General features: G+C 45.5%; 10 protein-coding genes. 1 reads left to right on the forward strand and 9 read right to left on the reverse strand.

Features of this window, described 5'->3' with window-relative positions; translation table 11 throughout:
* Nucleotides 1-11: 11 nt before the first annotated feature.
* On the reverse strand, nt 12-2732 hold the full coding sequence (locus MHI06_RS17550; RefSeq protein WP_340398602.1) for a family 78 glycoside hydrolase catalytic domain: 2721 nt from the start codon (nt 2730-2732) through the stop codon (nt 12-14).
* Nucleotides 2733-2866: 134 nt separating this feature from the next.
* On the opposite strand from MHI06_RS17550, the gene MHI06_RS17555 reads away from it, so the two are divergent.
* The gene (locus MHI06_RS17555; protein WP_340398603.1) at nt 2867-3751 is read left to right on the forward strand and encodes an AraC family transcriptional regulator; all 885 of its coding nucleotides are present in this window, start codon (nt 2867-2869) and stop codon (nt 3749-3751) included.
* A gap of 10 nt (nt 3752-3761) precedes the next feature.
* Here MHI06_RS17555 and MHI06_RS17560 read toward each other — a convergent pair whose 3' ends face one another.
* The 8 genes from MHI06_RS17560 to zwf form a co-directional block, all read right to left on the reverse strand.
* Nucleotides 3762-4328 (reverse strand): 5'-nucleotidase, encoded by a 567-nt coding sequence (locus MHI06_RS17560; RefSeq protein ID WP_047843459.1) that lies wholly within the window; start codon nt 4326-4328, stop codon nt 3762-3764.
* 165 nt (nt 4329-4493) lie between these two features.
* Nucleotides 4494-5957, reverse strand: coding sequence for a 6-phospho-beta-glucosidase (gene ascB / locus MHI06_RS17565; RefSeq protein ID WP_340398604.1), 1464 nt, complete (start codon nt 5955-5957; stop codon nt 4494-4496).
* Nucleotides 5958-6006: 49 nt separating this feature from the next.
* Nucleotides 6007-7935: a beta-glucoside-specific PTS transporter subunit IIABC gene (locus MHI06_RS17570; protein ID WP_340398605.1), complete on the reverse strand. Its 1929-nt coding sequence runs from the start codon at nt 7933-7935 to the stop codon at nt 6007-6009.
* Nucleotides 7936-8080: 145 nt separating this feature from the next.
* Nucleotides 8081-8923 (reverse strand): PRD domain-containing protein, encoded by an 843-nt coding sequence (locus MHI06_RS17575; RefSeq protein WP_169481106.1) that lies wholly within the window; start codon nt 8921-8923, stop codon nt 8081-8083.
* A gap of 333 nt (nt 8924-9256) precedes the next feature.
* A complete protein-coding gene (locus tag MHI06_RS17580; RefSeq protein WP_169481107.1) occupies nt 9257-10360 on the reverse strand; it encodes a metallophosphoesterase in 1104 nt (367 codons plus the stop codon).
* A gap of 245 nt (nt 10361-10605) precedes the next feature.
* Entirely contained in the window at nt 10606-12024 is a 1419-nt protein-coding gene (gene gndA / locus MHI06_RS17585; RefSeq protein ID WP_340398606.1) for an NADP-dependent phosphogluconate dehydrogenase, read from the reverse strand.
* Between the two features lie 68 nt (nt 12025-12092).
* A complete protein-coding gene (fsa, locus tag MHI06_RS17590) occupies nt 12093-12758 on the reverse strand; it encodes a fructose-6-phosphate aldolase (RefSeq protein WP_036613461.1) in 666 nt (221 codons plus the stop codon).
* A 33-nt stretch (nt 12759-12791) separates the two neighbouring features.
* The gene (gene zwf / locus MHI06_RS17595) at nt 12792-14315 is read right to left on the reverse strand and encodes a glucose-6-phosphate dehydrogenase (protein ID WP_340398607.1); all 1524 of its coding nucleotides are present in this window, start codon (nt 14313-14315) and stop codon (nt 12792-12794) included.
* Nucleotides 14316-14327: the final 12 nt, after the last annotated feature.

The raw sequence follows: 14327 nt of genomic DNA on the forward strand, positions 1-14327 counted from the left end.
TTATTCTATTATTATACGGACTCTGTCAATGTAGCCTCCTGAACATCTCGTCCCCTCTTCGCATCCGTGTCCTTGTACATGAATTGGTAACTTCCAGATCCCAGTGTGATTTCAACATCGTCTCCAATGCTGCGAATAACCTGAACTTCACTCACCTGATCCAACGGTTTCCCTTGCTCCAAAACGATCTGTGCACCTGCGCCAGGAAGACGCACCGTACCTCTTGTATTGGCAGGAATATGCACCCGTATCTCCATTTCGCCCTCCGCCAACCGATGCCAACTTGAAGCAACTTGACCATACATCGTCTCCAAACTCGCTTCTACCCAGTCCAGTCCTGGTCCAGGTTGCGGCTCGATATGCACCATTCGGAATCCTGGCTGATGTTCATCGGACCGAATGCCAGCAACATAACGATACAACCATTCCCCAATCGCCCCGTACGCATAGTGGTTAAATGAATTCATGTCAGCGCTCCAGAGACTGCCATCCTCTTTGATCCCATCCCAATGTTCCCAGACAGTCGTTGCGCCTTGAGTCACCTGATATAGCCAGGACGGATAATCCTCTTGAAAAAGTAAGGTATAAGCCAGGTCGTGAAGACCTGCATCACTCAATACCGGATTCAGATAAGGTGTGCCCACGAAGCCTGTAGTAAGATGATTGCCCGCCTCTTTCACGAGTTTCGCCAATTGTTCGACAGCACGAGTTCGGGCAGTGGCGTCCAGTAGGTCAAATTGAAGTGCAAGAACATGCGCTGTTTGCGTTGGAACAGCAATTTTGCCGGCTGGAGTCACGAATTCATTTCGAAACGCATGAACAATGTTCGTATGCAACTGCTTGTAATATTCAGCATCATCTGTCTTTCCAAGCACCTCAGCCGCTTTTTGAGTTAACGAAACCGAATAGGCATAGAATGCAGTTGCCACATAGTCCGTGTCCGTTGCGCCCACATAACTATCGGGCTTGGAGTCCAGTCCCAACCAATCGCCAAAGTGGAATCCCGTGTTCCACAGATACGGATTGTCACCCTGCACGTGAATGTATTCAATCCAACGTTGCATGCTCCTATATTGCTCAGCCAGCAATCTGGCATCCCCATACATCTCATAGATGGTCCATGGACAGATGACTGCTGCATCACCCCAAGCGGCAGAAGAATGACTGGTGTCCCCCCATCCTTGTGACGTGGAACTTCTGAGATCCGGAACGAAGAATGGAATACCTCCATCTGCTCCCTGATCCGCTTCCAGATCCCGCAACCATTTGGTGAAGAAGGACGCCGTGTTCATCAGGTAGGAGGACGTGCGGACAAACATCTGTGCATCACCGGTCCACCCGAGCCGTTCATCCCTCTGTGGACAGTCTGTTGGCACATCAAGGAAATTCCCTTTTTGCCCCCACAATATATTGTGATGCAGTTGGTTCACCAGTGGACTGGAGCATGAGAACTGACCTGTTTGCTCCATATTCGAGTGCAGTACTATTCCGGCGAATTCATCCAGACGAATGTGTTCCGGGAAGCCAGCCAGCTTCACATAACGAAACCCTTGGAACGTAAAATGCGGTTCAAATGTTTCCACGCCATCCCCCTTGCAAGTGTAGCGAATACACTGCTTGGCGGCGCGAAGATTATCCGTGTAGAAGTTGCCTTCATGATCCAATATCTCAGCATGGTGCAGCTCAACCGTCTGACCCGCCTTACCTTGAATGCTGAATTTCACCCATCCCACCATATTCTGCCCCATGTCTATTACACGATCTCCCTGTGGAGTTGTCAGCAAAGCAATTGGCTGTAACTGTTCGACTTGGGTGACGGGTACGTTCTCCTGCGCAACGATGATATCTTTCGGGTGCTCCAATACGTTTACGGGTAACCAACTCACCTGAGAGGAATCCGACCAATCGGACTCCATTCGTGCATCATACGTCTCCCCCATATAGATGTCCGACATGCGAATGGCACTTGGAGCAGCCGTCCAATCCCCGTTAGATAAAATCCATTCCTCCGAACCATCTGCGTATTTTATATGCAATTCCAGCAGCAATGCGGATGTTGAACCGAATATCTCCCGTTCTTTGTTCCAGCCAAGATACCCTCGGTACCAGCCATCTCCAAGATACGCACCCAATATATTCTGTCCATCCTGAAGCAGGTGGGTAACATCATAGGTTTGATATTGTAACCGCTTACGATAAGAGGTCCAGCCAGGTGTAAAATAATCTTCTCCTACTCTTGTGTTGTTCAGATGCAACTCGTATAATCCAAGTGCTGTCACATATATTCTGGCAGATGTAACAGGTTGTTTCACTTTAAACTGCTTGCGCATACGTGGGCATGACGTATCTCCATCATCTGTTGGTTGAGCTGTAATCCATTCCGCTTGCCAGCGGTTGTTGCTGTCCATAAGTCCCATCTCGAAATAAGCCGTTTCGGACCAGCCCGAATCACTTCCTGCATCATCCCATGCCCGAATCCGGTAGTAGTATCGCGTTCGCGGAGAAGGCTGAAACTGGTTTAACTCCACATGTATGGACTGATCCGTACTTATCTCGCCAGAATCCCATACAATCCCATCAAAATCTTCCGTCAATGACAGCTGGATCTGGTATGCGGATTGCATGCAGTTCCGACGATCAGACTGCAACTGCCAGCTTAATCTCGGTGATTTTACATCGAGGCCAATCGGATTCATTCTATACTCACAGCGAAGGTGACTAACGTTGAACATCAGCATATCGTCCTTTCCATCTTGGCTTCCCATTCCGGGTTACGATATAATTATATCGATCCTGTTGTTGTAAATACCCGGTAATCAGGACTTTTTCATCCGGTAATTCAGCCATCTGTGCGAGGAGGTTGCTTGTGAATTCATCTGTACAACTCATGAAAAGTGAGTACTTCCTGCATAATCATCTGCAACTTTTTGTCAATCGTTGCTCTGAAGATTTTGTGCTTCCTTTTCACGCACATGATTTTATTGAGTATAGCTATGTTGCCGAAGGAAAGGGCTTTCATCATATCGGTGAAGATGTCATTCCGGTGACGAAGGGCATGCTATTTGTCATTCCTGTAGGCGTTCCTCATGTTTTCCGTCCTGTGAGCACCAACGTATCCGAGCATCCGTTAATTCTATATAATTGCCTATTTAATGCTGAGCTGATCAACACCTTGACATCTGTCATTCAGGAAAAAGAAATCATTCATCATCTGATGGATCTGGCACAAAATCAAGTTCCTTATATATCCGTTGTGGATCACAACGACCGGATTGAAGAACTAATGGTGAAGCTGTACCGTGAATCCTCCGTTCCGGGAATCGGTTCGTCTACTATGTTATACACCCTGGTGAGCCAGTTGGTATTGATGACCTACAGACAACTTTATCAAGAGGTTCATGATGAAGCGGTTCATTCCACTGATTTTGAATACATTCTTCACTATCTCAAGCAACATGTGAGCAACCGTATTCGAATGTCTGATCTGGTACGTGTATCGGGCTGGAGTGAAAAGCAGATCGGAAGAATGTTCCAGAGGCATACCGGACAGACCTTTAGCAGCCACATGCAACATCTCCGTATACAAAAAAGCTGTGAACTGCTTAAGAGTTCACAGCACAAAGTCAGCCTGATTGCCGAGCTGGTCGGATATCGGGATATAGATTCATTTTATGCTGCATTCAAAAAAATAACAGGCGAAACACCTCTCGCCTATCGCAAAAAATCCAGAGCACAGCACTCTGGACAATAAAGATTTACTTTCAGACACCGACAACCTGTAACACTTCATCTATGTAAGCCTTGGCCTCTTTCCATGAAGACATCAACGGAAAGTTGTATCGTTCACGCTCCTGTATATTCCATGGATGCGGGATACAGATGACTTTCTTGCCATCCTCATGCGCGGGAATCAAATTATGTGCTCCATCATCAATAAGCAAATCAAAAGCGAGCAAGTTTTTTCTTTTGCATGTAATAAACTGTTCTGCGGTTATAAAAGGCATATGCTGCTGAAGCCAGTTCCACTTCTCAACGACTGTTCTTGGTTCTGCTGCCGTAACGACTATGACATCATAAGCATCGTTCAGCTTGCGCATCTCATCTACAACATACTCGTCGTATAACTCCAATTCCTCGAACAGACCCGGCCGACCATAAAATACATCATGCGTGCTCTCCGGATGACGCAAATGAGACGTATCCCAATGGATCATATCCTCATAGCGCAACGGATGGGTCGGGAAGTTGAGGTTGTTGTGATATATAGCCCGCTTGACCAGATGACATATCGTGTCATCCATATCTACAGCAATAATAGGCTTCTTCATGGTTATCCCTCCCCCAATACGATCACAGTATACCATCCAGAATGTTATGAAGTCATCTTTTTTACATTAATGTGGATTAGTGTTGATGAGAATCCTGCGAGATTATAGTAAAAAGGCGCCCCGGCGCCTTAATACCAGCTACGCCCGGGGTGCCTATATAGTGATCTATTCCAAGTTCTCGCCATTTGAGGCAATGACTTTTTGGTACCAGCCAAAGCTCTTTTTCTTATAACGATTCAATGTACCTTGTCCGTTGTCATCCTGATCCACGTAGATCACGCCATAACGCTTGGACATTTCCGAAGTGGATGCACTGATGATATCAATTGCTCCCCAGTTGGTATATCCCATCAGGTCCACACCATCCATAACGGCTTCTTTCATTTGTGTGATATGTTTTCTCAGATAATCAATACGGTAATCATCGTTGATGGAACCGTCTGCTTCAACCGTATCTTTCGCACCAAGGCCATTCTCCACCACAAACAGTGGCAATTGATAACGGTCATACAGCTCTTTCAATGCAACGCGCAGACCGATTGGATCAAGCTGCCAACCCCATTCCGTACGATCCAGATTCGGGTTCTTAATCGTACTGTACAGGTTACCACCCGTCACTCCATACTCCTCTGGGTTCACTGCGGACACCAAGGATGTGTAATAACTGAACGAGATGAAATCAACCGTATGTTCACGCAGGATCTGCTCATCTCCCGGTTCCATGGCAATCGTAATCCCGTTCTCTGCCCAGTACCGAGCCATGAACGTTGGATAACTACCACGAACTTGTACATCCGTATGCAGCAGGTTCAGCTGGTTATCGATCTGTGCTTGCAGCACATCCTCTGGCTTCGACGTCGCCGGATAGTGAATCATGCGTGCAAGCATACATCCGATCTGGAAGTTCGGGTTAATCTGACGTGCCTTTTCTGTTACCAGGCTGCTGGCTACAAATTGATGATGAAGTGCCTGATAAGAAGCCTGCATCGTGTTCTCAACCCGGTCTTCAATGATACCGCCACCTGTGAACGGTTCAATAATGGTTGTGTTAATCTCATTAAATGTCAACCAGTATTTTACTTTGTCCTTGTATCGATTCATCACGGTTTCCGCATATCTTACAAAATGTCCAATCACTTCGCGGCCAGCCCAACCGTTATACTTCAGGACAAGCGCCATAGGCATCTCATAATGCGAGAGTGTTACCAGTGGTTCAATATCGTATTTACGGAGTTCGTCGAACACTTCGTCATAGAAACGCAGTCCCTCTTCATTCGGCTCGGTATCATAACCATTCGGGAAAATACGCGGCCAGTTGATGGACAGACGGAATGTCTTGAAGCCCAGCTCTGCGAAGAGCGCAATATCCTCTTTGAAACGGTGGTAAAAATCAATCCCGTAACGCTTCGGATAACCTTCTGCACTATGATGTGCCATTGCTTTCTCAACCGTTGCACTGGTGACATGCATCAGTTCTCTAAGGTTGGTGTAGTCCTTTTTCTCAAAATAAGGAACCATGTCGGCCGTCGACCATCCTTTGCCGCCAGCATCGAATCCACCTTCAGCCTGGTTGGCGGCAATAGCGCCGCCCCATAGAAAACCTTCCTGAAACCCTTGTCGATTAATCATTCGAATCTCTCCTTCTTTTGTTGATATGGTTAGTCCTAAGACAGACCGTTTAGATTTCAGCTTTCAATACGTCTTCACCCATCGTGATTTCACCCAATTTTACAGGCAAAACCTCCTTGTAATCAGCCGTATTGGTAACAACCATAGCGGTTGTAATGTCGTATTCTTTTGCAATCTCGGCCAGTTCAAATGTGAGCAACTTGTCTCCAGCCTGTACACGTGCTCCTGTAGCAACATGTGCATCGAAGTACTGTCCACGCAGCTTCACTGTGTTAATTCCAACATGAATCAGCAATTCCATTCCGTTATCACTGCGGACAACGATCGCATGTTTCGTTTTGAACACATTCATGATGGTACCTGTCACTGGAGAAACCAATTCGCCTACCGTTGGAACAAACGCTACACCTTTACCCATCAGTTCATCACCGAATGTTGGATCATTGACTTCTTTGAGCGGGATCGACTTACCTGTCATCGGGGCAACAGCTACCGCATCACTCGTTGGTTCTGGAGCGCCCATATCGTCCACGTTCACGCTTGCCGCATCGCTAGAAGCTACTTTAGCTGGTGCTGTAGAAGCACCAGGTGAGAATTGAGCCAACGCCTCAGCGTCTCCTTCTTCTTCCTTAATACCAAATATCGTAGACATGATTGCACCCACAACAAAGGCCAAAATCATACCCACAAAGGAATACCAGAAAGTTTGTCCGATCAGGGAAGGAAGTCCCGGGAGACCACCGTTACCCGCAAGCACATATGCTTTCGCGCCAAAAGCAAGGGCGAATCCGCCACCTACTGCACTACCAATCATCGCTGCAGCAAATGGTTTTTTGTATTTCATGTTTACGCCGTACATAGCAGGCTCCGTTACACCCATCAGAGCTGTGAAGCTCGTGGACAATGCAACGGTTTTGAGTTTTTTATCTTTTGCCCGGAAGAATACGCCGAGTGTTGCACCAGCCTGACCCATGTTGGAGATAAAGGTCAATGGCAAGAATTTATCGAAGCCCAGTGTAGCGATATTACTCAGGATGATCGGTACAAGTGCATAGTGCATTCCTGTCATAATAATGAGCGCCATCGCGCCGCCAAGAACAATACCTGCAATCAATCCGCCTTCATTCAGCAGCCAGTTGATGCCGCCGGACAATCCGCTACCTACAAATGTACCCAATGGACCGATCGCAATCAGCGTTACCGGAACCATCACAAGCAAAGTAATCAGCGGCACAAGCAATAGCTTGAGTGCAGCAGGGATAACACGGTCAACCCATTTCTCAACATAGGACATCAACCATACTGCAAGAAGAATCGGGATAACCGATGAAGCATAACTTACAGCCGTAACCGGGATTCCCAAAAATCCAACCGATTCACCGCTAGATAGCAATGCTGTCATGTCTGGATACATCAGTGCCGTACCTAGTGCAATCGCAACAAACGGGTTACTGCCGAATTTACGAGCAGCGCTGACTGCAATCAGTAAAGGCAGGTAGTGGAATACACCGTCACCGATGGCTGAAAGAATACGATACGTATCCGTTCCAGCAGACATCCAACCTAAGGATACGAACAGTGCAAGTAATCCTTTGAGCATACCTGCCGCGGTAATCGCTGGAAGCATCGGAGCAAAGACACCTGCGATTGTTTCAAAAATTTTCAGCACGACATTTTGTTTTTTATCTGACTTTGTCTCTTTATTTTCTGTATTTTCTGTACTTTGTTGGATTGCCGGATTCTCCTTCACCATAGCATCGAATACTTTTGCCACATCATTACCGATAATGACTTGGAATTGATCGCCGGAAATATTTGTTCCCATGACCTTATCCAATTTCTTGAGTGAGCCATTATCGACTTTCTCGTTATTCTTCAAATCAAAGCGCAGTCGAGTAACGCAGTGATACACCGAGTTAATATTGTTTGTTCCCCCAACGGCTTTGATGATTTCCTGTGCCGTTTCCTGATGTTTCATGATCTTTTCCTCCTCATTTTTCCAATAAAAAATACCCGAACGAATATAGCGCAAATCAATCGCACTATCTCATTCGGGTATTGCCTGATTGAACAGTAACAAGCCCATAGATATCCAGTTGGGATTTCATTCTATTGCGCGAACTTTATACGTCCCGCTTGGTTTTCATCAGACGTTCCAGATGGAGCGTTAGATATAACTGCTCAGAGTGAGTCATGTCATACTGATAGTTCTTATGGATAAAAGTCTCGATCTTGCCAATACATTTAAAGGTCTCCGGATAGTTTTTCCGTACCACTTCATATAAATACTCCTCGGCATCATCATGTGAAGAATGGGTAATGACACGCTGACAGAAATATTTCAAATGGGTGATGAAGCGGAAATAGTTGACGCTATCTTCATCCAATTCGACGTTGAAGTGATATTTGATGATATTCATAATCTCCTGCAACAGCTGCATCAGATGGGTGACATCGTTCATGGAATCATTTACTTCCGCATTGATGAAATGTAATGCAATATTACAGATTTCATCTTTGGGGAACTCAATATCCAGTCTTTCCTTCAGCAAGGTCAGTGCTTCTCTGGCCACATCATACTCCGCCTTATAGAAGTGCTGAACTTCCCAAGAGAGTGGATTTCGAGTAATCATCCCTTTTTCCAAGCGTTGAACAGCAAAGTGAATGTGATCAGACAGCGAGACATAAATCCCATCACTAATAGTTTTGTTCAATTGCGTTCGTGCCAGTGTCACAATATCATCTGTTGCCTGCAGAATCTCAATAGGCACTTCAGCTACGATGGATTTGAATTTCTCATAGATCGATGTATCCTGAAGACGGAATACCTTCTCAATCCGCTCTTCATCAATCTCATCGCCTGCTTTGAACTTAAATCCGATACCCCGGCCGAGGATCAGTAGTTCCTGATTTTTGTCATCCACGGTACTGACAATATTGTTATTAAATATCTGTTTAATAATCATTCTGGACCCACCTGGTTTTTTTTGAGGAATAAAAAAGGGCAAAACCAAAACAGAAATAATAAAATCATTTCCATAGTGGTTTTGCCCGCATTACCGGTAACAAGCCTCGGATCTAATTTATCATAACCTGAAAACGGTGTCAACCCAAAATACTACTATTGCTATTCCACTTCATTCCCTTACATGAGTCTTTTCCCTAAGCTTCCACGTTTAAGGGTGCATATGCTTTAGTATTCACATTTTGGAGCAGATTCAAACGGCGTCATCCAACAACCATCACTTGATCACTTGCTTCGAACAAAAAAAGGCCCTTCTTTCGAAGGGCCCACTGTATTATTGTTGAAATGTCACATTAATCTGTACAATCTCCGAACGACTGCTTGTGCGAATCGGAGGTCCCCAGAATCCAAATCCTGACGTTACGATGGAGTGCATAGAGCCCTTTTGCAGATAACCCCAATCATTCTCATAAATAGCCTGTGTGATGAACTGAGCAGGTGCAATCTGTCCACGGTGGGTGTGACCAGATACGACCAGATCAACATTATTCTGCTCCGCAATATCCAGATCATACGGCTGGTGATCCATCATAAGTACAGGTTGGCTTAAGTCCGTATCTTGCATTAATGTGGCTACTTCTGCACGATCCTTCTCTGTCCGGTCTTTCCGTCCAATCAGGGTGATCTTGTCATCCAGAACGATCTTGTCATCGTACAAAACTTGCATGTTGCTCTTCTCCAGCGCAGCGATCAGGTCTTCAATTGGACCATCGAACTTGTCGTGATTCCCAAGAGAAGCATAGACGCCATACGGAGCCTGAATGCCACTGATAATGTCGGCAATGCCACTCTTGAGGTACATATCCAGATTGTCATCAATAATATCTCCCGGATACAGCACCAGATCTGGCTTCAGTGCATTAATCTCCTCCACCATGCGTTTGGCATGTGCAGGGCCAGATAGAAGTCCGAAGTGCATATCAGCAGCCATGACAATGTTGAGCTTGTCTACACCTTCAACTTTTTTATCAATCTGAATGTTATATGCTCTCACCACAGGACTGTAGGCATTGAAAATCCCATAACCCATTGTAGACACTAACAACACCAAGGTAACGACTCCTGCCCACTTCTGTGTATGATGTCTCGGAATACGGGTTAATCTGAGCAACCACATCGTCAGGTGAATGACTGGCAGAATCAGCAATAGTAACGAGAAGATCGCCAGCCAGTAGGAACCGATAATACTGAGAAAAGAGATACTTCCAAACACGCGTGCCAGAATGAATGAAACGGCAAGGAATACGAGCGCTATGATATAAAACCACCGGAATCTGGCGGACACGACAGGTTTCATCCAACTCCAACCGCTCCAACCTATGTAGAACACTAATAAACCGTATACTACCAAAAACAATATACCTGCTAATACGAACATGCCCGGTCTAACCTCCACGTCAATAAGTTGTATTCTGAATTTTAATCACGGATGTAGGTCCGTCTGAACAAGTATAACGTAGTTGAAGGGTCAGATCACCTGTTTGCAAAAGCAAGATGGGTACATTTTATTACAATTAATGATATTCAAATTCGAATCATTAACGAGAAAAAGCATTCCCGCAGCCGCCCTGAATAGTTAAATTCAAGGACAACTGCAGGAATGCTATATTTTCGGAATTAAAATTACTCGTTTGTGTCCATCCACTGGAAGTGGAATGAACCTTCTTTGTCCACACGTTTGAACGTGTGAGCACCGAAGTAGTCACGTTGTGCTTGCAGCAAGTTTGCTGGCAAACGTTCCGTACGGTAGCTGTCGTAGTAAGACAGAGCACTGGAGAATCCAGGTACCGGAACACCTTGTTTTACAGCAGAGGCTATAACTTCACGCCAAGCGCCTTGATAAGACTCAACGATGTTTTGGAAGTATGGATCAAGCAGCAGGTTTTTGAGTTCTGCGTCTTTGTCATACGCTTCTTTGATGTTTTGCAAGAACTGCGAACGGATGATGCAGCCGCCGCGGAAGATCATGGCAATGTTGCCGTATTTCAGATCCCAGCCGTACTCATCGGAAGCTGCACGCATTTGTGCAAATCCTTGAGCATAGGATACGATTTTACTTGCAAACAGCGCTTTACGCACGTTCTCGATGAACGCTTTTTTGTCGCCAGAGAATGCTTCAGTCGCAGGTCCATTCAGGATTTTGCTAGCTGCTACACGCTCGTCCTTCATCGCAGACAGGAAACGGGAGAATACGGATTCCGTAATCATGGACAATGGTACGCCGAGATCCAGCGCGCTTTGGCTTGTCCATTTACCTGTTCCTTTTTGTCCAGCCGCATCCAGAATGACGTCAACCATTGGTTTTCCTGTTTCTGGATCGTATTTGGAGAAGATATCTGCCGTGATTTCGATCAGGTAGCTGTCCAGCTCCCCTTGATTCCACTCGGTGAAGATCTCATGCAACTCTTCAACGGAAACGTTCAATACGGATTTGAGCAAGTGATAAGCTTCACCAATCAACTGCATATCTCCGTACTCGATACCGTTATGCACCATTTTCACATAGTGTCCGGCACCGTCTGGTCCGATATATGTGCTGCAAGCGTCATCGCCAACTTTGGCGGAGATCGCTGTCAGAATCGGTTCTACCAACTGATAAGCACTTTCCTGACCACCTGGCATGATTGCCGGGCCTTTCAGTGCGCCTTCTTCACCACCGGATACACCTGCGCCGATAAAGCGGAAACCTTTTTCTTCCAGTTCTTTACTGCGACGTTGTGTGTCAGGGAAGTAAGCATTACCTCCGTCGATAATAATGTCGCCTTGATCCAGATGAGGTAGCAGTTGCTCGATCGTTGCATCTGTCGCTTTACCTGCTTGTACCATGATCAGAATTTTACGCGGAGACTCCAGGGACTCTACGAATTCTTCAATTGTAAATGCACCTGTCAGGTTTTTACCTTCTGCTTCTTTCAGAAGATCATTCGTTTTCTCCGGGGAACGGTTAAATACCGATACCGAGAAACCTTTGCTTTCAATATTCAAAGCCAGGTTTTTACCCATTACTGCCAAGCCAATAACACCAATCTGTTGTTTACTCATTATGTCCTCCCAATGCTCCATTATTTATATAAGATAATAGTAAGTTAAAACGGATAAACGGTCAGTGATTATTGTACTGTTTTTTTCCAGTCAGCTGCAAATTTGTCCATACCTTGATCTGTCAGCGGGTGTTTGGATATCTGTTCAATGACGGAGAATGGAACAGTAGCAATATGTGCTCCAGCCATCGCTACACGTGTAACGTGATCCGGATGTCTTACAGAAGCCGCAATAATCTGTGCATCCAGGTTATGAGTACGGAACAATTCAGCAATTTTGGTAACCAATTGTACGCCATCCTCGGAAATATCATCAAGACGTCCCAGGAATGGAGATACATATGTTGCACCAGCACGAGCAGCCAGAAGGGCCTGGTTCACAGTGAAGATCAACGTTACGTTGGTTTTCACACCTTTTTTGGTCAAGTAACGGCAAGCTTCAAGTCCTGCAAGTGTCATTGGCAATTTGATCGTAATGTTTTTGTCGCTGTTGTTAATTTTAATCAGTTCGTCTGCTTGCGCGATCATCTCTTCAGCAGTAAGGGCATCTGGTGTCACTTCCGCAGAAACGGACTCAACTTCAGGTACCAAACGCAAGATTTCTTCGATACGATCTTCGAATTTCACGCCTTCTTTGGCTACCAAAGAAGGGTTCGTCGTTACGCCAGACAATACGCCAATTTTATATGCTTTTTGAATATCTTCCACGTTAGCTGTATCGATAAAAAATTTCATGATTGAATTACCTCCAGATATTTTTATTATGGTTTAAAGATTGGCATTAACCGCCAAGGGTGTGCTACTTGCAACTACAGACTGCTGATCCGCAGGCTGATCAAACCACCAGTGGTGACCTTCTGCTTCAAGCATAGCATCCGATTCAATCGGTCCATAGCTGCCTGCAGGATACAGGTGAAGTGGCAACAGATTTTCCTGGAATGCATCTAGAATCGGTTGCACCCAAGCCCAGGACAATTCTACTTCATCCCAATGGGCAAAGAAAGTTGGATCGCCGTGCAAAGCATCACGAATCAGGTTCTCGTAAGCTTCTGCGAGATCACCGTTATCCGGAGAAAGATCAATATGAACCGGTTTGAATTCACCTTTATTCTCAGGGTCACTTGCATTAAGTTGCAATGTCATGCTCTGATCCGGACTCATCTCAATGACGAGTAGGTTCGGCTTCGAACCATTGCTTTTCAGCACATTCGCCTGTCCTGAAGGTTCTTTGAATTCAATCACGATACGTGTTGATTTCTCCTTCATTCTTTTACCCGTCCGGATGTAAAACGGAACACCGCGCCAGAAGAAATCATCAATTTGCAATTTGGCAGCAATGAATGTGTCATTCATCGTATTCTCTGCTACACCCGGTTCAGCAGCATAAGCACTTACCGGTTGGCCTTGAATGTGGCCTTCAGCATACTGTCCGCGGATGATACTTGCGCCCACAGTTTGCTTCTGTAACGGTTGGATTGATTCCATGATGTGCTTTTTCTTCAATCCAACTTTTTCGGAAGTGCTGTTGTATGGAAGCTGAATCGCCATCATCATGAGCAATTGCAGCATATGATTCTGGAACATGTCTCGCACAGCGCCTACATGATCATAATAGGATGCACGTTCTTCGACACCTACAGTCTCGTTAGCCGTAATTTGCACATTGGAGATGTAACGGTTGTTCCAGAGTGCCTTCATAATTGGGTTACTCTGATGCAACGTCTCCAGACGTTGTACCATCGGTTTGCCCAAGTAATGGTCAATCCGATAAATCTCTTCCTCTGTGAACGATTCGCTTAATTTGCGATTCAGATCTCTTGCGGACTGTAGATCGTGACCAAATGGCTTCTCAATGACGAGACGTTTCCAGCCCTCCGTGGAACCCAGCCCACTTTCTTGAATATTCTCGGCAATCGGTTCGAAGAATTCCGGACCAACCGAGAGATAGAACAAGCGATTGGACGGAATGCCAAGCTCAGCTTCTCTTTGTTCAACTAATCCTAACAGCTTTATATAATCTTCCTTATGGCTTATATTCAATACACTGTAGCGAAAAGCTTTCACAAATGACTTCACAACTTCAGGATCAGCCTGGCGTCTGGAAAATTCATTTAATGATTTTTCCACTTGAGCCTGAAAGAATTCATCAGACCACTCTCTACGCCCCAGACCAATCAATGAGAAGGTTTCCGGAAGCTTCTGCTCAAGATATAAGTTATATAAGGCAGGATATATTTTTCTTTTGGCTAAATCGCCAGTAGCACCAAATAAAACAATGGTAGTTGGTTCCATCTCACCGTTCTC

It is taken from the genome of Paenibacillus sp. FSL H8-0079 (genome assembly GCF_037991315.1).
In the GTDB taxonomy this organism is placed as follows: Bacteria; Bacillota; Bacilli; order Paenibacillales; family Paenibacillaceae; genus Paenibacillus.